At 71.3% G+C, this 21,953-nt stretch carries 14 protein-coding genes; 9 read left to right on the top strand and 5 right to left on the bottom strand.

Annotation, left to right across the window (positions count from 1 at the left end; translation table 11 throughout):
- Positions 1-736 precede the first annotated feature (736 nt).
- Together WG209_RS00600 and WG209_RS00595 are read left to right on the top strand one after the other, a co-directional pair.
- Positions 737-2,008: a hypothetical protein gene (locus WG209_RS00600; protein WP_337173042.1), complete on the top strand. Its 1,272-nt coding sequence runs from the start codon at positions 737-739 to the stop codon at positions 2,006-2,008.
- Between the two features lie 71 nt (positions 2,009-2,079).
- Positions 2,080-3,549, top strand: a complete 1,470-nt coding sequence (locus tag WG209_RS00595; RefSeq protein ID WP_337173041.1) for a hypothetical protein — start codon at positions 2,080-2,082, stop codon at positions 3,547-3,549.
- A gap of 83 nt (positions 3,550-3,632) precedes the next feature.
- Here WG209_RS00595 and WG209_RS00590 read toward each other — a convergent pair whose 3' ends face one another.
- Positions 3,633-4,574, bottom strand: coding sequence for a caspase family protein (locus tag WG209_RS00590; RefSeq protein ID WP_337173040.1), 942 nt, complete (start codon positions 4,572-4,574; stop codon positions 3,633-3,635).
- Between the two features lie 167 nt (positions 4,575-4,741).
- Between WG209_RS00590 and WG209_RS00585 the strand changes: the two genes are divergently transcribed.
- Positions 4,742-6,073: a hypothetical protein gene (locus WG209_RS00585; RefSeq protein ID WP_337173039.1), complete on the top strand. Its 1,332-nt coding sequence runs from the start codon at positions 4,742-4,744 to the stop codon at positions 6,071-6,073.
- Positions 6,074-6,107: 34 nt separating this feature from the next.
- Here WG209_RS00585 and WG209_RS00580 read toward each other — a convergent pair whose 3' ends face one another.
- Together WG209_RS00580 and WG209_RS00575 are read right to left on the bottom strand one after the other, a co-directional pair.
- Positions 6,108-7,037 (bottom strand): caspase family protein, encoded by a 930-nt coding sequence (locus tag WG209_RS00580; RefSeq protein WP_337173038.1) that lies wholly within the window; start codon positions 7,035-7,037, stop codon positions 6,108-6,110.
- A 358-nt stretch (positions 7,038-7,395) separates the two neighbouring features.
- Positions 7,396-7,575, bottom strand: a complete 180-nt coding sequence (locus WG209_RS00575) for a hypothetical protein (protein ID WP_337173037.1) — start codon at positions 7,573-7,575, stop codon at positions 7,396-7,398.
- A gap of 154 nt (positions 7,576-7,729) precedes the next feature.
- On the opposite strand from WG209_RS00575, the gene WG209_RS00570 reads away from it, so the two are divergent.
- From WG209_RS00570 to WG209_RS00560, 3 genes are all read left to right on the top strand, one after another.
- Positions 7,730-9,418, top strand: coding sequence for a hypothetical protein (locus tag WG209_RS00570; protein ID WP_337173036.1), 1,689 nt, complete (start codon positions 7,730-7,732; stop codon positions 9,416-9,418).
- Between the two features lie 86 nt (positions 9,419-9,504).
- Positions 9,505-10,020: a hypothetical protein gene (locus WG209_RS00565; protein WP_337173035.1), complete on the top strand. Its 516-nt coding sequence runs from the start codon at positions 9,505-9,507 to the stop codon at positions 10,018-10,020.
- A 51-nt stretch (positions 10,021-10,071) separates the two neighbouring features.
- On the top strand, positions 10,072-12,165 hold the full coding sequence (locus WG209_RS00560; RefSeq protein WP_337173034.1) for a CHAT domain-containing protein: 2,094 nt from the start codon (positions 10,072-10,074) through the stop codon (positions 12,163-12,165).
- A gap of 72 nt (positions 12,166-12,237) precedes the next feature.
- On the opposite strand, the gene WG209_RS00555 is transcribed toward WG209_RS00560, so the two are convergent.
- Positions 12,238-14,070, bottom strand: a complete 1,833-nt coding sequence (locus WG209_RS00555) for a sigma-70 family RNA polymerase sigma factor (RefSeq protein WP_337173033.1) — start codon at positions 14,068-14,070, stop codon at positions 12,238-12,240.
- 899 nt (positions 14,071-14,969) lie between these two features.
- On the opposite strand from WG209_RS00555, the gene WG209_RS00550 reads away from it, so the two are divergent.
- Both WG209_RS00550 and WG209_RS00545 read left to right on the top strand, forming a co-directional pair.
- Positions 14,970-16,394 (top strand): trypsin-like peptidase domain-containing protein, encoded by a 1,425-nt coding sequence (locus tag WG209_RS00550; protein ID WP_337173032.1) that lies wholly within the window; start codon positions 14,970-14,972, stop codon positions 16,392-16,394.
- A 173-nt stretch (positions 16,395-16,567) separates the two neighbouring features.
- Positions 16,568-17,251, top strand: coding sequence for a CPBP family intramembrane glutamic endopeptidase (locus tag WG209_RS00545; RefSeq protein WP_337173031.1), 684 nt, complete (start codon positions 16,568-16,570; stop codon positions 17,249-17,251).
- Between the two features lie 30 nt (positions 17,252-17,281).
- On the opposite strand, the gene WG209_RS00540 is transcribed toward WG209_RS00545, so the two are convergent.
- A complete protein-coding gene (locus tag WG209_RS00540; RefSeq protein WP_337173030.1) occupies positions 17,282-20,290 on the bottom strand; it encodes a sigma-54-dependent Fis family transcriptional regulator in 3,009 nt (1,002 codons plus the stop codon).
- A gap of 715 nt (positions 20,291-21,005) precedes the next feature.
- On the opposite strand from WG209_RS00540, the gene WG209_RS00535 reads away from it, so the two are divergent.
- A complete protein-coding gene (locus WG209_RS00535; RefSeq protein ID WP_337173029.1) occupies positions 21,006-21,848 on the top strand; it encodes an alpha/beta fold hydrolase in 843 nt (280 codons plus the stop codon).
- Positions 21,849-21,953: the final 105 nt, after the last annotated feature.

Raw genomic sequence — 21,953 nt, 5'->3', positions numbered from 1 at the left:
GCTGGCCCTCCCTCCAACGCCCCGGTAATCTTCCCCCGCCAGGGGCACGGACCTAACGAGGACCGGCCGCCGGCGGCCGCGGCGGCGCGGTGGGCCGGTCCCCAATCGGGTCGGGCTTCTCCTCCACGCGGTGGAGACGCCGGTCGAGGTCGACGGGCTCCGTCGGCCCGGCCGCCGGGGCCGAAGGGCCGGTTGAACAGGGGGCTGACAGGGCGATCAGATTGATGCCCTTGCCACCCTCGCGCCAACTCTAGAGGTCTCTCCACGTCGGCCTGGAGAGCCACGGAGTCTCGGCGAGCCCGACTCGGACTATTCCGGGCGGATCGTTCCTGCTCGACGATCTGGACCGACACCCGGCGGCCGGAAGCGGGATTCAGCGCACGGCCGCCGCGAAGACGGACGCACCGACCGTGCCCCCCGGCAAGCCGCCGACTGGATTGCGGCCTCAAAAACGGCGGGGAGGCCCACTGACCGTGGATCTGGCTGGGAGGATGGCGGGATCGGATCGGTTCCCACCAACAAAGCCGCCATGGATCGTTTCAAACTATTCCGCGGCAGATTCTTAGATTAAGTCGACAGGGTCTGCTCGGAAGATGAAATCTCGCCGGACCTGGAGATCGGCCGCGACAAAACCGGACAAACAGATTATTCCGGCCTTAACGGCTCAAGCAAGGATGGTGCGCCTGTCGAAACAGGTAGCGAAGAATCCGGGCAAGTAGGCTCAAGGAGGGCGCCCATGGCCGGCGGTGCCGAATCGATGCAGACGATCCGGGGAGGTCGAGGTCTATTCGTCGTCCTCGGGGTCGCGGTCGTCGCGGGTGGGCTTCTCCTCCGCGGGGGGGTGGCCCCTCGCCTTGCCGCGGCCAGCCCGATGGAAGACGGCCCCGACGCCGGCCGACCGGGCGCGGAGCCGCCCCCCCTCGACCCGGTGCCGGCCCCCCTCGACGCGGGGCGCGCGAACGCCGCCACCAAGGCCGTGCCTCGCTTCCAGGGGACGGCGGCGCCGGGCCTGCGGATCACGCTCAGCGCGACGGAGTCGCGGGGCGAGGATCTCCAGTACCGCTGGACCCAGACGGCCGGTCCGGCGGTGCGTCTCGACGACCCCGCCGCGAGCGAGGTCTCGGTCATGGTCCCCGGCAACGCGAAGGAACTCGCGTTCGAGTTGGTCGCCGCGGGGCGGGGGGGGATCGACCGCGCCCCGTTGGACATCCCGCTCCTGCTCCACGCCGAGCCCGCCCCGCCGGTCGCCGTCGCGGACGCGGGCGACGACCAGGTGGCCGTCGTCGGCCGCCGCGTGACGCTGAACGGGATCCGGAGCAAGCCCCGCGATCGGGCCGCCTTCCGCTGGATCCAGGTCGAGGGGCCGCCGGTCACGGAGTTGGTCGAGGAGTCGTGGATCTGCTCCTTCGTCCCCACGGCCCCGGGGGTCTACCGCTTCGTGCTGGTCATCGCCTGCGATCGGGAGATCTCGAAGCCGGACGAAGTCCTCGTCTCGGTGATGGCGAGCCCGCCGACGGCGCCGCGGTCGCGGGCCCCTCGACGATCGGGCGAGGCGGCCTCGACGTCGATCGAGGCCTTCGCGCGGGTCCGCGCCGAATCCGTGGCCGGAGGGGCGGAACTCGCGCCAGAGGTCGCCGAGGCCTTCGAGGGCGTCGAGTCCCGGCTCCCCCTCTATCAGAGCTACGAGGAGACCCTGTCCGAGCTGTCCCGCCGCATCGAATCGGCGTTGCCCGCCGACGACGGGGTGCGCGACGACTGGGACCGCCTCGTCTTCGAGCCCCTGACGGAACGGCTGATCGAGGCCGTGCGTGGGGCGGGGCTCGACCTGGCGAGGCCGGAGGCGCGTGCCCGCCCGCTCTCGCCCCAGCAGAAGGAGCGACTGGCCGAGGTGTTCAGCGGGGTGGCGAGGGGTTTCCGGTCGCTCGGCCCCGAGGCGGCCGGTCGCGACGACGCGATGGAGAGCGGTGATCGAGCGGAGGCCACGGGCCTCAAAGGGAGAGGACGATGAGCATGGAACGCAATCGGGCCCCGCGCCGGCCTCGATCCTTGACACGGCGGGGCGGGCGGTGGGCCCTCGCGATGCTTGTCCTGGGAGCCCTCTCGGGACCATCGGCCGTCGGACAGGCGCCCGACGCCGGGCCGACGCGGGCCGCCGGCGGGGAGGAGCCCGGCTGGAGCGAGGTCGCCCGCCAGACCCAGAGCCGCGGGATCCCCACGGTCCTGATCGTCACGTCGGAGGCCGTCCCGGAGTCGCGCGCCGCCGCCCGGTCGATCCTCGACGCGAAGGCCGCCGGGCCGTTCGCGGGGCGCGTGGGCCTGGCCGAGCTGTGCGTCGAGGAAGACCCCGAGCAGGCCGCCAAGCTCCAGGCCCGGACCTTCCCGACCTTCGTCGCCTATCGTCGCGGCGAGGGGAATCGGCTCGCGATGGTGGCGTCGTATCGCGGCGACCTGGGGCCGGAGGGGCTCGCGGGATGGCTCCACGGCATCGGCCTCCTCTCGGCCGAGGCTCCCCGGCCCACGGTCGCCGCGACGCGGGATCGGGACGAGGAGGTCTCGAAGGCCGGACTCTTCCACGGCCATGAGCCCGCCCCCTCGCCCCAGCAGTATGCCTATCCCCCGCCGACGCCTCAGTATTACCCCCAGCCGGTCCCGGTTCCGCCCACCAAGTACGTCCCCTCGCCTCCGGTCCGCGAGGTCTACGCCCCGCCTCGCGAGGTGGTTCGCGAGGTCGTCCGCGAAGCCCCCCCGGCGCGACGGATCGTCCGCGAGGCCCCGCGCGAGATGGTCCGCGAGGTCGTCGTCGAGCGCGAGGCCCCGCGCGAGGTGGTCCGCGAGGTCGTCGTCGAGCGCGAGGCCCCCGCCCCTCGCAACCTGATCTCCCGGGGCGTCACCGAGCGCGTCGTCGAACGGGCCGCCCCGCCGCCGGTCGAGCGCGAGGTGATCATCGAGCGCGCCGCCCCGCCGCCGGTCGAGCGCGAGGTGATCGTCGAGCGGGCCGCCCCGCGCGAGGTGATCGTCGAACGCGAGGCCCCGCGCGAGGTCGTCGTCGAGCGAGAGGCCCCCCGCGAGGTCGTCGTCGAGCGGGCCGCGCCCCGCGAGGTCGTCGTCGAGCGCGAGGCCCCGCCCGTCCGCGTCCGGGCCGCGGAGGCCGCGCCGGAACTCTCGCTGGTCCAGCCGGGCATCCTCGACCGCGTCGCCGGCGCGTTCGGAGAGCGCCTGCGGCGTCGCGCCTTGCCCCGAGTGGACGTGGCGGTGGAGACCCAGAGGACCTACCGCCTGGCCCGGCCGGCCCCGGCCGCCCGCATGGTGGCCGAACCGGCCTATGAGATCGAGGAGGAGCCGATCGTGGCCCGCGTCGCCAAGGGTCACGCGCCCTGCCGCCACGGCTGCCGTCCCGGCTGCCCCCACGACCACGGCCACGGCCACGCCCAGCAATACGCGCCGCCGGCCGCGCCGCAGCAGCCCGCCTACTATCCCCCGCCGGTCTCGCCGCAGCAGCCGTACTACCCCCCGGTCCCCTTCAACGCGCCGAGCCCCCAGAATCCCTGACGACTCTGGACATTCCCCACCGGCCCGCCGGCAAGCCGCCGCCTCACTTTCGCGGGGGGGGCCGGCTCGCCGGCGTGGCCGGTTCAGATCTGGAACGGCCTTTGCCGCGCGAACTCGATGGTCACTCCCCTGTGTCCCCCCGTCAGGATGCGGGGCGACTGGCCGTAACGCGACTGGATCCGCGCCCGGATCGTGTTGCAAAACGTCTCGTAGGAGCCCTGGAACGCCCCGCCATCCCAGACGTCGATCAGGGCCCGGGTGAAGGCTCCCTCCGTCCCTTCCTCTTTGGCCGTCTGGTAGTCCTCGCAGGCCGCGATGGTCAGCACGCCGCAGGGCAGGTCGTCCAGCGCCAACGGCCGCATCCTCCGCAGCTTGTCCCGGATCTCAGTCACGTAGAAACCGGACAGGGCGTTGTAGGCCCTTTCGGCCTCCCGGTCGTCCAGGATGCGGTCGCGGAGCATGGCGCCGGCGACGCCTTGACCGGCCCTGGTCCCGCGGACGGCCGCGTCGGACCTGTCCGGGCCCCGGCCTCGCGTGGACGACGATGGCGCGTCGTCGACGGGCGACCGCAGCGAGCGGCCCCGGATGAGCGAGCCGCTATGGCAGCAGTCGGCGAGGACGAGGATCCGGACCCCCGGGCGGAAGTGCGCCCAGAGGCGTAGCAATTCGTCGTCCACCATCTGGCCGTCGTAGAGGCAGATCGTCTCATCGCGGCCGTCGTCCTCGTCGTGAGTCCGATCACCCGCGGGGTCGTCGGGCCAGTGGCTGCCGTGCCCCGCGTAGTGGAGCAGGAAAATATCCCCGTCCCCGCGAAGTTCGCCCGCGACGCGCAGGACCTCGTCTATGAAGTCGCTTCGGGTGGCCTTGGACGACAGGAGGGGGCCACGTGCCTCGAAGCCGGCGCGTGCCGCGAGTTCCGCGACGCGCATCGCGTCTTGCTCGCACCCCGCGAGCGGGGAGACGCCGGGATAGGCATCGGGGTGGAGTTCGTTCAGCCCCACGGTCAGTGCAATCGCCTTCGGCATGATCCGCCTCCATCGGATAGAGCGCCGCGGCCTCGAATCAATGGGGCCTCACCCAAAAAGGCCGCGCCGTTGCGAGCCTAGCCAAACCACGATACAATTTCAATCAAATCCCACGGAGCCGACACAAACCCATCAATCCCCTCTCACTATTCACCGGAGACGAAGACATGCCTCCACTTCGAGGACGATCGGCCCCCTCCCGACGGCTGCTTGCCCTAATCACGCTAGCCTGCCTGGGGCTGATCGCCTCGCGTGGCGTAGCCACCGCCCAGGCGGTGGCTACGCCGCTCGTGCCCGGCGGCGTGGTCCCCGAGGCACCCCCGTTCGAACCGGAGGCGGGGGAGGGGGCCGAAGCCGCCCCCGACGACGGTGCCCCCCCCCCCGCGCACGCGCTCGACGCCGCCCCCGCGACGCTGCCCGGGTGGGCTCCCGCCGTCTATTACGGCGTCCCCCTCTCCCGGCTGAGCGAGGCCAGGCTCGCGGCCGTCCTCGCGATCCTGCGGCGTGAGTATCGACAGGGCGAGTTGAGCGGCCGATTTCTACTGCCCGACGGGACATACGGCACCATGCCCCGCGAGATGGCGAGGGATTACATGCTCGGCGTGTACGTCCACCAGCCGGGGTTCCAGGCCAAGCTCGGAGAGATCCACGGCGCCGCGTTCCCGATCGCGCTTTCCGCCGCCGATCACGCGCGCCTCCGCGACGCCCTGGATGGGGATCCGGCCGGGCTGTCGCCGGCCCCATGGGGGCGGTCCGGGACCCTCCGGTCGGTCGCCGCGTCCGACCTCGACGACGCCGAGTTCGCCCGCGTCGTCCAGCTCCTCCGCGATGTCGCCGAACAGACCGAAAGGATCAGGCTGTCCGATCCGAAGCCGGGCGCCACGGCGGGGACGCCCGATCGGGAGGACATCGAACTCGGGATGACCCAATGGATGGGACGCCGCGGGTTCCGCGACGAGCTCAAGAAAATCGGCCTCCAGATCACCGACCTTGGCTCCCCCAGCGCCCGGGCCGTGCTGGAAGGCGCGCTCCAGGCGGCCCTCCGGACCAGGGCCGCTCCGTCCGGCGTGACATCCGCCCTTACCTGGGATCGACGAGCGATTATCGAGGATCATCTCCGCGAGTGGGACGACTACCTCCGGGCGACGCCCTCGCCCGCCCTGGGGCGGCTCATGGCGCGCGAGGAACGCCGCGCGGCGATCTCCGCGTACATCCGGGCGGGCGGGACCGGCGGCTTCGCGGAATTCCTGCTGCGGCGTCTCGGGCCAGGATGGGGTGCACTATCGCGGGCGGACCTCGCGGCGCTTGATGGGGCGATCGTGAACCTGACCGCCCGGCCGGCATCCGCGCCGATCTACGTCCCTACGGCATTCGCCGCGGCGACCGGCGCGTGCGGGCACGACCACGGTCGGCCGGGGCTCTGCCTCGTCGGCCTCGCGCTGTGCCAGGCCCCGGAACACCCGGAGCGTTGCTGCCGTTACTGCCGCCCGAAGCCCTGAGGAGGCCGGTGCCGCCCGGCCTCCTTCGCCGCCCTCACACGTCCGAGATCGTGAACGGCTTCTGGGCCGCGAACGGGATGTCGACCGCGCCGACCATGGAGATCTGGGGATTCTGGGAGAATCGCACGCTGATTCGCCCCTGGATGGCCGTCTGGAAATCCCTGTAGGTCCCCCCGAACGAGCCCGAGCCCCACGTCTGGAGCAGGCCCCGGGTGAAGGCTCCGTTGGTGCCGATGTCCTTGGAGGTCTCGTTATCGCCGCAGCCGGAGATCAGCAGGACGCTCGCCCGCACGTCCCTCGCGCCGACGACCCCGGACGCCCGGATCCCTTCGTGCAAGGATCGATAGAAGCTCGCCCGGGCGTCGTTCGCCGCGTCGGCCTGCTCCTGGGTCAGCGTCCGGAGGCGGATCTGGCGCGGGTCGGCGTCGAGCAAGGGGTCGCCGGCGCTCCCGGTGGAACGCTCGCGTGCCACGACCGACCGAGCCTGCACCAGTTCGCGATTGGCCGTGTCCTCGTCGGGGAGCCGGATGACGCGGCTCACCGAGCCGCTGTGGCAGCTATCCGACAGGAAGAGGATGCGGACCCCGGGCTTGAACCGCATCCAGAGCCGCACCAACTCGTCGTCGATCATCTGGGCGTCGAACAGGCAGAGCGTCTCGTCCTTCCCGTCGGGCTCCCGATCCCCGTCGGCCGCGTCTCGCAATTGGCTGCCGTGGCCGGAGTAATGGAACAGGAAGATGTCGCCGGCATCGAGCTGGGCGGCGATCCCCTCGACGGCCCCGATCACGTCCCGCCGGCGTCCCGACGACGAGAACAGCGGGGGACGCACCTCGAAGCCCGCGGCCCTGGCCATCTGGCTGATGTCCCTCGCGTCGTTCTCGCAGCCGCCCAGGTCGGACACGCCGGGGTAGGCCGAGGCGCTCACCTGATTGAGTCCGACCGAAAGCGCGATTCCTCTTGCCATGGCTGGAGCGCCTCGCGGGGATGTTGGGGTGTGCGGATAGGGCGAAAGCGGGGCGAAACCATCTCGATCGAGACGTCTCCGAGAGTCTATCCGCCAGACGGCCCGTTGGCAACCGAGGGAAATGGGGGAAACCTGGCGGGGCGAAATCGGCGAAATCACTGGAGCTTCCATCTGAGTGTGTCATAATTGCACAATCTGGTTGGCATCCATTGAGGAGGGATGGAGCCTTCCGGCCCTCGGCTTCCTTGCGATCCCCGGAGGCGGACGGACCGGCCGCGACCGCAGGCGTGAACATTCCGAACTCAGTCCCACGACCAGAGACCCGTCCCCGAGGGCGATCCACCATGTTTTGGGCTTCTCACAAGTCCTTGTTCGTCTCCCTGGGTATCCTCGCCGGCATCCCCGCCGCCCTCGCGACGATCGCCTCGCCGGGAGTCGCGGCCACGACCTCCCCGAGCGAGGAGGCACCCGCCAGTAGGACTTCCACGCAGGCCCCGTCGACGCGGCCCGCGCCGGCGCCCGCCGCGTCGGCCGGCACACCGACTCCTCCCGCTCCGGCCGGCGCGCCGGCCCCCGCCGAGCCGGCCCCCGACGCTCCGGCCGAGCCGGCCCCCGCCGAGCCGGCCGAGCCCGCGGCCCCCGACGCTCCGGCCGAGCCCGCAGCCCCCGACGCTCCGGCCGAGGGGGTGCGTGTGCTGCCTGGCCTGCCCAACGAAGCGCGGATCGTGGTGCCCGACGACGCCCTGCCGGCGGACCAGGCGGTTCTCCCGCCGTTCGCCGGCGTCGAGGCCAGCCCGTTCGGCGACGCCCGCGCCGTCGAGGCGCTGGTCCGATATTTCCGGCGGGTGAACTCCGAGGGGCTCGACCACGTCCGCGTCCGGGAGGGCAACATCACCCGGACGTTGGACCTTTACGAGCGCGTCAGGTTCCTGCTCGACGAGTATCTCGGTCGCGACCGGTTGCCGGCCCAGTTGAAGGAGCTCATCCCCGACTTCCGCCGGGACGCGCTGACGGAGCTCGACAAGCACCGGCTGGGCCAGGCGATCGAGGGGGCGCTCGCCGGCGTGCCCCCGCGCGGCGAGCCCTCGCCCGACGGCGGGGCGGGCTTCGTCCCCCTCGCGACGATCGACGGATTTGAGCTGCTGGCCCCACGAGGGCTCTTCCTCCTGAACAACGGCGTCCTGCCCGCCCACGGGACCGTCACGGCGGAGATCACGGAGCAGGGGGTGGAGGCGCTGGCCTCGTACTTCCGCAAGTTCAACCAGCGGGTCCTCGACCGGGCCGAGGTGCGCGACGGCGGCCCGCGGGCCTCCCGCCGCATGAGCCCGGAGGAGAGGCGCGAGTACCTGCTCGACGTGTACATCAAGCAGGACAAGTTCGTTCGCGAGGTGCTCGCGAGGCTCGTCCCGACCGTGAAGGCCAGGAAGTTCGCCCAGCTGAAGCCCACGGCGATCTTCCAGATCGGCCGCGCCGTCGATCGGGGGCTCTCGCTCTCTTCGAGCTCGGACGTCCCGCAGGCCGGCGTGGACCAGGCGACGGGGGCCCCCCAGCCGCTGGTGGCCCTCGCGGGCTCTGGCGCCGCGGCCGTGCCGGCGACGACCGCGCCGGGGACGACCTCGGTCATCACCGACGCGAACCTGCCCCAGGTCGTCGAGCACCTCCGCCGGATGGACGCGCTGATCGAGCCGATCTACTTCGTCGACCCGCCGGACGGGCCGGAGAGGAGGATGAACCAGGAAGAGCGCAAGGCGGCGCTCGTCCAGTACGCCCGCACGCCGCAATTCGCCAGGGCCCTGAGGGGGATGGCGATCAACTTCCCCTCGCCGCCGACCGAGGGGGACATGGTCCAGGTCAACCGGGCCGCCGAGACGGTCGTGTTCGGGGGCCCGTCGACCCCGGCGCCGACGGGAGGGGCCGTCATCACCGCGGACCGCGTCGCCGCCGTCCGGGCCCATCTGGAGCAGGCCGACGATTTCGCGCGGCGGGCCGACCGCCGCAAGAACGCCCAGCAACGGGCGGGCGAGCTCCTCGAATACGTCCGCTCCCCGAGGGAGGACGGCTTCCGCAAGTTCCTCAAGGAACGGTTCAACGTCGTCGTCACGACGCTCGATCCCGCCGACGACAGGACCCTCGCGGACATCATCACGCAGGTTGTCAACCGCCCCGGCCGGCCGTCCTTCCTCTCGAACATCAACGCGCAGACGATCCTCGGCGTGGCCGGCGTGGTCGGCGACGTGGCGCAGCAGTTCGACGTGCCCGGCGTCGCGCCGATCTTCCAGATCATCCAGTCGCCGGGGTTCTCGAACCTGGTGGGGGGGATCGGCTCCAGCGGGCTGTTCGGCTCGCGAGACATCGTCATCTACGAATCGTACGGCTATTGAGCGGCCGGCGGGCGCGACGCCCGCCGGCCCGTCCGAGCGCCAGGAATTCCACCGTGGAAGGAGCCACGCAACATGGAGAGAGAGTCATGGAACGCCCCAGCTCAGCCGCCCTCCGGGCCCCCGGCCTGGCCCTCGGCCTGACGGCCGCGCTGCTGGCCGCCACCCCCGCCCGGGCCGACGGCCTGCACTTCAAGAAGGAGCGTTACGTCGTCGTGCCCGCCCAGAGGAGCTACGTCCCGGCCGAGACGACGCGGGTCTACGAGCGCCGCTACGTGCCCGTCGCGGTCGCCGACGACCTCGCGGAGTCGAGCGATCGCGGGTCGTCCGCCGCGAGCGAGTTCGGGTACGGGGAAGACGGCAAGCTGAAATATCTCGGCGCCGATGCCGACCGGTCCGCCGAAACGAAGTCGGCCTCCCGGGAGGCCGCTACGCAGCGAGTGTACGTCCGCGACGTCCCGGTGGAGCGCGTCTATGTGCGCGAGGCCCCGGTGGAGCGCGTGCTGATCCGCGAGGCCCCGGTGGAGCGCGTCTACGTGCGCGAGGCCCCGGCCGAGCCGGTCTACCTGCTCCGCTCCAAGAAGCACCACTGGTTCGGCCGCTGAGCGTCCGGCCGGGCGCCCCCCCCACGATTCGTCAACCTGGATAGGGCACCCATGACGACCAAGATGACGACTAAGAAGCAGTCCGGCCGGGCGGCCGCGGGAGCGAACGGCGCGACGGCCTCCACGACGGCCCTCGCGCCGGCGCCGCCCAGCCCAGCCGAGACCGGCCCGGCCTCGCCCAACCCGGTCGGGCTGGTCCCGCTGCCGCCCGGTTTCGACCGCGGCGGCGATCCCCCGCCGCGACGCTCAATCCGAGTCGACGTGGAAGTCGTCCGGGGGTCGATCTTCGAGCAGCGAGGGGTGATCGCGGTCGTCGGGCGCTATGTCGACACGCCCCCCTCGGGCCTCGTGGCCGAGCTTGACGGCCTCCTGGGCCGATGGCTCACGAAGGCGATCCGGCTAGGCATCGTCAGTTCGGACCTCGGCTGCCTTTTCCACATCCCGATCCAGAAGGCGTCCGAGAAGATCGCCAATTCGGGCGTGATCCTGGCGGGCATGGGCGAGGCCGGCTGCTTCTCGCGGGACGACCTACGCTACCTCGCGACCAACATCGCCTACGCGATCCGCGGCCTGGGCAAGCGCCGATTCGCCACCGCGTTGATCGGCACCGGGGCGACCGGCCTGCCGGTCGACGCCTGCGTCCAGAGCCTCCTCCTGGGGCTGAGCGACGGCTTCGCGCGGATTCCCGGGCTCCTCCAGGACGGCGACGAGACGAAGGCCGACAAGGCCGACGGGCGCGACGCGAAGTCCATCGACGCGATGACGATCGCGATCGTCGAGCAGGATCTGGGCAAATGTAACGAGGTGATGAACGCCATCGACTCCATGGCCAAGGAGCTAGACGAACAAAGCGGCATCCTGGTCGACGCGAAGGCGAAGGGGTGGGAGCGTCGCCCGACGCGCGCGGCGCCGAAGACCTCGTCTCCCGACGCCCCCCCGACCCGGATGATGATCACGCAGGTCGACGCCGGCGTGGCGGCGGGCGATCGGGTCGTCTACCAGTTCGCCGCGCTCGGCGGGGGGGGGGCGGCGGTCTCCGCCCGCAACCAGTTCCTCTCCCGGGCCTTCCTCGATCGGCTCCCCGAGCGTGTCGGCCGACCGGGCCCGCGCGAGGAGCCGGAGACGTTCGGCCTTGTGCTCTCCAATTACTTGATCCCTGAAGAGTACCGCGACCTGCTGGAGCGGGACCCGCCGATCACGCTGGTCCTCGACGAGGAGACGGCCCGCTACCCCTGGGAGATGGCGGCCGTTCGCGTGCACGGCCGGGTCCGGTTCCTGGGCGTGGAGCCGGGCGTGACTCGGCAGTTCCGCACCCTCCAATCGATAGCGCCGGGCGTCCCGCCGGTCGAGGGCTCCTCGCCGCGGATCCTGGTCATCGCCGACACCTGCGACGGCGACCTCGCCCTCCCCAGCGCCCGCAAGGAGGGGCTGACGGTCCTGAAGGCGGCGACGCTCGCGCGACAGGCGAGGGGGGATGAGCTCGACCTGCGGGTGACGCTCCGCATCGGCCCGGCGGATCCCACCCGGCCCCCGCTGTTCGACGAATGGAGCCTGCGACAGCTGATCCCGGGCTGCGAGCAGGTCCTGGAGAGCGTCGGGCCGTGCGACCCGCTGGAGATCCTTTCGCTGCTGCTGGACCGGCGTTATGACGTCGTGCACTACGCTGGCCACGGCGAGTTCGACGAGGCGACCTCGCGCAAGGGGTGGGTCTTCTCGCGCGACTGCGTCCTCTCGGCGGACGAGATCTTGAAGGTCCGCCAGGTGCCGCGACTGGTCTTCGCCAACGCCTGCGAGTCGTCCAGGCTCGACGGGGCCGGCCCCAACGCCGGCGTCAAGTCGCGGGTCAGCCTGGCCCAGGCTTTCTTCGCGCGTGGGGTCCCCAACTACATCGGGGCGGCCTGGCCCGTGGACGACGTCATGGGCCAGAGGTTCGCCTACTACTTCTATTGCCGCGCCCTGGGCATCGAACCGGCCGGGCGACGAGGGACCGAGGACGCCGCCCCCCGCCTCCTTCCGAGGGGGCCCGATAACCTTGGCAAGGCCATGGCCTCCGCCCGCGAGAGGTTGATCGGGCGCGATCGCCGAGCGACCTGGGGCGCCTATCAGCACTACGGGCAGGCGTCGTCGTCGCTGCTGGGCGGCTGAGGCCCGCTCGCGGGAGAGGCGCGATCGGCCCCATCCCGCGAGCGTCCGAGCCTCGCGATGAGCCTCGACCGCTCACGGCCTCGGCGGCGCCAGCGCGTCGAGCCGGTCCAGGATGTCGTCGAGCTTCTCCTCCACGCGCCGGAGGCGGCGGTCGAACGAGGCGGGGGCCGTCGGCTCGGGGCCGGCCTTCGGTTCGGGGCGGGGGGCCGGGAGGGGGGGGCCGAAGATTTCGGAGCTGAGAACCTCGCCCCCGGCGCGGGTCAGCAGGGCCGGCAGGAGTAGTTCGCGGCGGTTCGGCTGCCTGGGGAGTCGCCGAACCGCGCCGTCGACCATCCCGAGGATGTAGCCGTCGGCGTCCTCGACGAGCGCCGGCATGTCGCCGCCCGGCGTGATCCCGCCGGGGACGTTCAACTCGCCCGGCCGGGTCCACTCCACGGCGTCCTCGGCCACGACGAGGAACGCGGTGTTCGAGGTCCCGTCGAGCACGTCGCGGATCTCCATGCCCCGGGCGGCCTGGGGCTCGGCCTTTCCGCCCCCCGTCGGCTTCTCGACGGCGACCGTCGCGTCCGCCGGCGGTGCCCCGCCGCCCATCATGGCCCCCATCCCCATCATTCCGGTGTCCGCCGGCCCGGTGCCCATCATGGCCCCCATGCCCATCATCCCGGCATCCGCCGGCCCGCCCTCGTCGGGCGGCCCGAACATGGCGCCCGGCGCGTCGATCCCTCGAATCCGGGTCTTGCCCGGGGGGGCGGGGTGGCCCGGCGTTTCGAACACCGCCGGCATCCTGGCGATCAGTTGCCGGTTGTGGGTGCTGTCCCAGGGCTCGTGGAGGCGAAACTCGTTGTACAGCTCCTGCTGGTCGAGGAGCGGCAGGATCGCGACCCGCCAGCTCAGCAGGGGGCGGCCGTCGACCGATCGGATCGCCGGGGGCGGGAATGAGCCCTCGGCCGCGTGGTGGTTGTGCAGGGCGAGGAGGAGCGTCTTGAGGTTGCGGTCCAATTGGGCGCGATCCCCCGGCACCGCCTTGGCGATCGACGCGGGCCGCGTCGCCTCCTGGGCCGGGGGCGGGTCGGCGGTCCACGCGGTCGCCGAAAGCCCGACGAGGGCCAGGCCGCCCGCGATGGCGGCGCCCGAGAGTAGGATCCTTGAGAGCATCATCGGCGCGACTCCCGAGGTCAGGGCCGCGACGGCGGCCGGGACGGCGGCCGGGGCCGCGACCATGGCCAGCGTCGCGCGGAGCAGGGGGGCGGACACGGGGGACGCGAACGACCCGGGGGACGAGGCAGCCGCCAGCGTTGCCGTCGCCGGGGCGATCCCCCGACGGACCAGCCGCGACCTCAGCGCCTCCCTCGCCCGCGACAGCCGGCTCTTGATCGTGCCGACCGGGCAGGCGAACGTTATCGCCGCCTCCTGCTCGGTCGAGCCGTTCAGGAGGCAGGCCACGAGCACGTCGCGCTGGGCCGACGGCAGCCGGGCCAGCTCGGCGTCGAGGATCGGCATGACGTCGGACCACTCGGCCCGACCGTCGTCCCGCGCCGGGATGTCGTCGGCCAGCGACCCGGTCCGGCTCCGGGCCGACCGGCTCCGCGACTTGGCGGCGACGCGCGAGGCGACGCCGTGCAGCCACGGCCCCAATCGATCCGGGTCGCGCAGGCCGGGCCCCTTGCGGGCCAGGACCAGGAACGTCGCCTGGAAGGCGTCGTCGACGTCGGCCGGGTCGCGCAAGATCCGCCGGCAGACGCCCCGGACCATCGGCCCGTGCCGCCTCACCAGCGCCTCGAAGGCGTCCTCGTCGCGCCGGGCGCGGAACCGCTCCAGCAGGTCGCCGTCCCCCGAGGGATCGACGCCCCGGCTCAGCAGCCGCCCCAGCCCCTGAACGATCGCGCCGCGGTCTCGCTCGCCCATCCTCGGCCCCCGTCGGTCGTCTCGCGTCCATCGTACACTGCCCGCGAGGGCCGCCGGGGTTCCGACGATCCGGGAAAAAATTCCGAGCCGGGCCGAAAACCTGAAATCCCGCGGTACCCGCCGAGGATCATTCCGGGCGTTAGGATGCTCCTTGGCAATTCGGAATCTGGGATCGAGAGACAGGGCAGGGGGCCATGCGTCTCGCCGGGCTTGATCTCGCGGCGACCAGCGGCGGCCTGATTCCTCCCCTCTTCCGCCGGGCAAGGGCGGCCGCGCCAGCGGCGGGCGGGGGTCGGCGCGCCTCGTAGGATAGCGCCGGCCGCGCCCGCCACGAACCGCCGCTATCTCGACTGTCCGACGACCCCCGCCCGGCCCTTCGGGCCAACCTCTCCCGGCGGGAGAGGGGACGCGCGTTGCACGCTCGGGGATCCAAACACCACTTCGAAAACGACGAACGAAGCCAACGCAGAATCGCCACCAAGCTCTAACCCAATAACACCTTGCATCGAAACCATGGGGTGTTTCGCGATGACGAACGAAGCCAACCGCCGGGGGACGGCGTCGGCGGTGTCCGGGATCGACGGCCGCGCGGGGTCCGGACGGGCCGTGTCCAGGAATTCCGCGCGAGAACGGGTTGGACCTGGCGGCTTATTCCTGTCGCGCCGGGGTGGAAATGGAAGGGTTGTCGGGGTTCGCGGGGTCGTCGCGGAGCGGCCGACGGATGGGCCGGATCGGGGTCGACTTGCGCCCAAGCCGCGGGGGGGGGGAACCGATCCAAGAGGGCGTCGGGAATACCGGGGCGGGCGGCGGACGGACTCGCCGGCCCCGGGTCATGGATGGGAAGCCGACGCTCTACGCAGTGGGGACCAAACGTGCCTAATCCCTGGAGTCGCCGAGGAGTGGGGGATCGCCGCGCCGGCCTGGCGTTCCCCCGGCTGGGCGTCGGGCTGGTCGCGGGCGCCTTGGCGATCGTCGCCCCGGCGGCCTCGGCCCCGACGCGGGCCTCGGAGCCGTCGGTCGCGGGCGCCCGCCGGACTGCGGTGGTCGAGGCGGTCGAGAAGGCCAAGGGGGCGGTGGTCAACATCTCCAGCGAGAAGAAGGCCGCGTCCAGCAGCCGGTGGCCCTTCTCGCCCGAGGAGAACCAGCGCCCTCGCGTCAACGGCATGGGCTCGGGCGTCATCGTCGACGGCCGGGGCTACATCCTGACCAACCACCACGTCGTCGACAAGGTGCAGGGGATCCAGGTCCAGCTGCTGGACGGCTCGGCCTATCCCGCCCTGGTGCTCCAGGTCGATCCGGTGATGGACCTCGCCCTCATCAAGATCGAGCCCGCCTCGCCGCTCCAGGCCATCACGATCGGCACCTCGTCCGACCTGATGCTGGGCGAGTCGGTCATCGCGATCGGCAACGCCTTCGGGTACGAGAACACGGTCTCCCTCGGGATCATCGGCGCCCTCCACCGGGACCTGACGCTCTCCGACGACCAGGTCTATCGCAACCTGATCCAGACCGACGCCGCCATCAACCCGGGGAACTCCGGCGGGGCGCTCATCAACATCGAGGGCGAGCTGATCGGGATCAACGTGGCCGTGAGGGCCGGGGCCCAGGGGCTCGGCTTCGCGCTGCCGGTCGACGAGGTGAAGCGGGCCGCGGCCGAGATGCTCAGCACGCGGCGGATCGCCGCCACCTGGCACGGCGTCGTGGCGGCGGAGACCCTCCGCGGGGGCCATCGCGTGCTCGTCGCGGCCGACGTCCAGCGCGGGGGGCCGGGGGAGGCCGCCGGGATCCGGCCCGGCGACGAGCTGGTCCAGATCGCCGGGATGCCCGTCGCCAACGCCCTGGACGTGGAGCGGGCGTTCCTCGACGCCAGGCCCGGCGCGCCGGCCCAGGTCGTCGTCCGTCGCGGCGGCGCCGAGGTCCCGCTGGCGCTGGACGTCCGCCCGCTCCCCCGGGGCGCGTCCCTCGCGTCGCTGGAGCCCGGCGACCCGATCTGGGAGTCCCTGGGGCTGAGGACCGCGCCGGCCTCCACCGAGGACGTCGCCAACGTGAACCCCAAGCTCCGCGGCGGCCTGCTCATCCAGGCCGTCTCCCCCGGCAGCCCGGCCGCCGCCGCCTCGCTCCAGCGCGGCGACATCCTGGTCGGCATGAACGTCGGCGAGCGGAACTGGGAGACCATCCGGCCCGACCACATCCTCCACGTCCTCAGCCAGCCCGAGGCCGTCCAGACCGACTCGGCGCTGCTCTACGTCATCCGCCGCAACGGCCTGCAACAGCGGCGGATCAGCCTGGCCGACCCCCGCGTCAAGAACATAATCGCCCAGTAGACGCGGGGCGGCGTCCCCCGGATGCATCGGCCGTCCCCGATCCGCATCCAAGCCCACGTCCATCATGCCGCGCGGTCGACACCGCCAGCCCCGTGAGATATGGTGAAGGCCGGGCGAGATGGCCCCCGCGATAGCCGCGGGGGCCCCGCCGCCCGCCACCGCGGACGCGCCGGATGCAGGATCGCGACGACTTCGACCACGCCGACGAGGAGCCGCACCCAGAAGGGGACGCGCCGGGGCATGACCTGATCATCGTCCTCGGGGTGTTCGGCGAGGGGGGCCTGGCGCCGCTGGCGGTCTTGCTCGGCTGGTTCCTCTCGTGGTCGCCGCTGCGGGACTTCTCCTGGGACCTGGGCGCGGCGCTGCTCGGGGCCGTCCTGGCGGTCCCTCCGCTGGTCGCGATGCTGACGCTGCTGCGGCACCCCTTCGGGCGGTTCGTCCAGGTCAAGCGGTTCTTCGAGGACGAGCTGCTGCCGCTGCTGAACAACAGCCGGTGGGGCGACCTGGTGCTGATCGCGATCGCCACGGGCGTCGGCGAGGAGATGCTGTTCCGCGGCCTGTTCCAGCCGATCCTGGCCTCCGAGCTGGGGACGCCCGCCGCCGTGCTGCTCACCAGCATCATCTTCGCCGCCCTGCACCCGATCTCGATCCCGTACTTCTACGTGATGCTGGCGCTCGGGGTCTACCTGGGGACCGTCTGCGTCTTTTCGGGGAACCTGCTGACGTCGATGACTTGCCACGGCGCGTACAACTTCCTGCTCCTGGCGCGGCTCCTCCGCCTGCACGACCCGAACCGCCCGATGCGCAACCCGATCGAGGCCCTCGACTCGGACCAGAGCATCGACGACCACGACTGACCCGGCCGCCGCGACGGCGAGCCGAGGCGATCAGGCCAGGCCGTGCTTCTTCAGCTTGCTGAAGAACGTGCTGCGGGGCATCCCCAGGATCCGGGCGGCGACGCTCTTGTTGCCCTCGGCCTCCTCCATCGCCTCGACCAGCCGCTGGCGCTCGTAGGACGCGAACTCGGACCCCCATTCGTCCGCCGCCTCCGCGGCCGGCGTCGGCGTCGCGACGGGGGGGGCGGGCGAGGGCCGCCTCGCGATCGCGACCGGGCGCGACGGGACGACCGCGGGGGCGGTCGACGCCCGGGGTCGGTAGCGCCGGCGCAGGGGCTGGCGGACCTCCGCCGGCAGGTCGGCCGCGGTCAGCGACGGCCCGTCCGCCAGGACCACCCCGCGCTCGATCGCGTTCTCCAGCTCGCGGATGTTGCCCGGCCAGTCGTGGGCGAGGAGGGCCTCGACGGCCTCCGGCTCGATGTACGTCAGCACCTTCCCCGTCCGGGCCGCGTAGACGTCCAGGAAGTGCATCGCCAGCTCCAGGACGTCCTCCCTGCGCTCGCGCAGCGGGGGCGTGGTCAGCCGGATGACGTTGAGCCGATAGTAGAGGTCCTCGCGGAACTTCCCCTCGCGGATCAGGGCCTCCAGATCCTGGTGGGTCGCGGCCACGATCCGCACGTCGACCCGCACCGGCTGCGAGCTGCCGACCCGCTCGAACGACATCTCCTGGAGCACCCGCAGCAGCTTGGTCTGCACCTCCAGGTTGATGTCGCCGATTTCGTCGAGGAACAGGGTGCCGCCGTCGGCCTGCTCGAATCGGCCGACGCGGTCGCGGTCGGCCCCGGTGAAGGCCCCCTTCACGTGCCCGAACAGCTCGGACTCCAGCAGGCTCTGCGAGAGCGCCGCGCAGTGGACCTTCACGAACGGGCGGCCGGCGCGCGGGCTGGCGGCGTGGACGGCCTCGGCCAGCAGCTCCTTGCCGGTGCCGCTCTCGCCGCGGATCAGCACGGCGGACGGGCTGGCCGCGACCTTCCGCGCCATCTCCAGCATCTTCCGCGACGCCGGGCTCGACCCCCGGATCCGATCGAAGGCCGGGGCGTGGTCCGACGCGTCGCCGCCGGCCTCCTGGCCGGGCGAGGCGGCGGCCTCGCGCTCGGCGCGGTCGCGGAGCTGGTCCTGGAGGATGAGGATCCGCCGCTGCTGCTCGGCGATCTTGTCGACCTTGTCGCGCAGCTCGTGGTTCAGGGTCTCCAGGGTCTCCTGGATGCCGGCCGAATGGAGCGCCATCGCCGAGACGGAGCAGAGGGCGCCCAGGAACGCCATCTCCTCGTCGCCATACGGCAGGCCGCTGCGCCTGGGGCCCAGGACCAGCACGCCGGCGAGCTTGCCGTCGGCGCCGATCCCGCACGCGGCGTCCCCCCCCAGCCGGATCATGGCGTCGGTCGCCGCGTCCGCGCCGACCGAGCCCGCCGCCTGCGACGCCCGGATCGACGACGTCCTTCGCAGCCGCTCGATGAGCGGATGGCCCGCTTCCAGCACGGCGTCATCCGGCGAGGGGCCGTGGCTCGCGGCCAGCTCGAACCGGCCCCCGTCGGCCGAGGAGAGGTAGAGCGAGCCCCACTCCAGCCGGAGCACCTCCGCCGTCCCCTCCAGAAGCCGCGTCCCCAGCGTCTCGCGGTCGACCAGGCTGCCGACGGCCAGCCGCATCTTCTGCATCGCCTGGTCGAACTTGTACTTCTCGCGGAAGAACCGCCGGTCCAGCACCCGCTGGAACCGACCCCGCACCACCTCGGAGACCGCCAGCACCACGATCACGGAGACCGTGGCCATCACCGCCCCCCACGACGGCCCCAGCGACGCCAGCCGGTCGCCGATCAGCTTGCCGCTGATCAGCAGGAGCCCCGAGTAGATCAGTCCGGCCGTCGCGCTGAAGACGAAGTACGCCACACCCCGGTTGACGATCTCGTCCACCTGCAGCAGCTTGTATCGCGTGATGCTAAAGGCGTGGGCGATCGTATAAAGCAGCGACACCGTGAACATCGGCCACGCCGTGCTGTCGCGGCCGAGGTTCGACGGGTCGATCACCGTCTGGGCCATCAGGTAGCCGATCAGGACCGACGACGCCACCGTCGCCAGCAGGATCCACTGGACCTGATTCCGCTCCCGCCGTCCTCGCGCCCGCCGATAGCTCACCACCAGGCAGACCACGCAGAGGCCGAACAGCAAGACGGCCACCCAGACGTAGCTCAACGCCAGCGTCCGGATCATCTCCAGGGCCGTCGTCCCGCGAGAGGGGGTGTCGCTCAGGCGGAACCAACGCGAGGCGTACATGCTCCCCCAGAGCCCCCCCAGGAAGAGCGCGGGGAGCCCGTAGAGCGCGCCCAGCAACCGCCATCGGTGGAGCAGGAGCAGGGGGTTCGGCCGGGGGAACACCAGGTAGAAATGGAGGTTCACCGCCGGCACGAACAGCGCGAAGGCCACGAACGGGTAGATGAGCCAGGGCTGGCCCACGATCTCCGTCCAGTGATACCCCCCCATGAACGCCCCGACAGTCACGATGCACAGGGCGAAGAAGCACCGGGCGGAGCTGTCGTTGGGCCGCTTCCAGAAGACCCAGGCCCCGACGCCGAAGATCATCATCTCCTGGATGAACCACAGGCACGTCCAGATGTACGAGCCCTGGGGCGTGTAGCGCACCTCGGCCTTGGCCGCGCGGATCTCCTCCGTCTCCTTGTCCATCCAACGGACGTTGACCCACTGCCCCACCCGGCCGCTCAGGTCGCGCATCGCGGCGATGTAAGCCGCGTAGTCGCCCCGCCCCAGGTCGACCTCGCCGACCGAGAGCAGCAGATCCCCCCGCCGCGGACTCTCGGCCTCCCCCTCGGCGTTCACCCAGCGATAGTTCGGCGAGACGTTATCCTCGACCACCGTCCCGAACATGCACCGCACGCCGATGGTCCCCATCCAGGCGACATGGACCACCACCATCGCCGAGTAGAGGATGACCAGGGCCGAGATCGCGACATAAAACAGCCGCAGGCCCGCCCAGCGTTCCGTCAACCATGACGCCGGTCTCTCCCCATTCGAGGGGCCATCATCCCATGCCGAGCGCCAGGCCCGTGATCCGCTCTCGACGGGCATCACCCCATGCCTCCTACAAACCGACTCCGAAGATCCTGGCATCGGGCCAAAGCTAGATCTCCTAGCCTTCCCAATTCCACCTGCAAGCCATCTTCATCATCAGCATTTCGGCGCTGAACTGCAAGAACGGCGCTGTCGAAGTTTCGTCAAAATTCGGCATGCCGAGGTGTCGATCAAATCAACGACGCAAATAGCGAGCGATGTCGACACCTCACCGCGAGGGCCCCGGCACAGCCTCCCGATTTCCCCTACACACCGCATAGCACCCCACATCTGGGAACATGATCCGACTAGGAAAGATGGAAAGCCGGGAATCCCGATGTATCGGCGCGTCCCGGCGTCTTTCGGCGCTGAAAAATCGCCGAGCTAACGAAGGGGCGATTTCGACGAGGTCAAGTCACGGCAAGCGCGCATCGAAAAAAGATGCGTCGGCGAGCGCCGGGCACCCGACGTGCGTTAAGGGTCGTTCGATTCCGCGGGCCGTCGCCTTCTCATCGGAAGGGTCGACAAGCCGATCAGGGCGTCCGCCCGCGGCCAATCACACCATGAGTCGGCAACTTTGGCGGCTGTGGGCACGCGACGCGGGCAGGGGGGTAGGATGCGGCTTTCCAGGAAATGGCGAGGTCATGACGCGGTGCTCGTCCCGGACGCCGGGGCGAGGGCATCGCATCGCGTGACCGTCGAGGGCGAGGACTTCGACGTCGTCCGCATGGGGAAGGGTGACCCGCTCGTCGTGGTCCCCGGCCTGGCGGGCGGGTGGCGTCTGACGACCCCATTGCTGAACGCCCTGGCGCGGCGGTTCCAGGTAATCTCCTACAATCTCCGCGGCGACCGGACCCATGGGGCCGGTCCGCTCGGGGCGACTCGTACTCCCTATGTCGAGATCGGCCAGCACGCCGCCGACCTGGCCGCTCTGATCGAGCGGTTGGGCCTGGAGCGGCCCTCGGTCCTCGGCGTTTCGTTCGGCGGGGCGATCGCCCTGGAGTTGGCGGTCGAGCATCCCCACATCCTCGACACGCTGGTCGTGCACGGCATGGAGCCCAGGTTCAAGGCGACGACGGCCTCGGCGATCGTCCGCCACGTCCTGGAACGGTATGCCCTGCCGCCGGACAGCCCGTTCATCAACCAGTTCCTGAACCTGCTGTACGCCCGCAAGCCCGAGCCCGGCCCGGCCCACGACGTGGTCGTGGATCGGATCTGGCGGACGCCGCAGACGGTGATGGCCCACCGACTGGCGCAGCTTGAACAGTTCGACGTCACGGATCGCCTCTGGCGGCTCGACGTCCCGACGCTGGTCCTCGCCGGGGCGAAGGACGCGATCATCCCGGCCTCGCGGCAGAGGCGGCTGGCCCAGGAGATCTCCGGGGCCCGCTTCGAGGCGATCGAGGGCGCCGGCCACATCGCGTTCGTCACCCACGCCGACGCCATGGCCCTCCAGGTCCAGGCCCACATGGAGCGCGTCAAGGCCCACGTTTGACCGCTCGACGAGTCATCCTCGGGAAGTCTCCCCCCCGTCGGATTCGGCCCCGGCGGGGGTGGAGCTTCTTGAATCGAACAAGCCGATCATCCTCGGGAAGTCTCC

This window comes from Paludisphaera sp. (assembly GCF_037189885.1).
Classification (GTDB): domain Bacteria; phylum Planctomycetota; class Planctomycetia; order Isosphaerales; family Isosphaeraceae; genus Paludisphaera.
The sequence above is the reverse complement of the archived record's forward strand: the minus strand, read 5'-3'. Positions and strand labels throughout refer to the sequence as shown.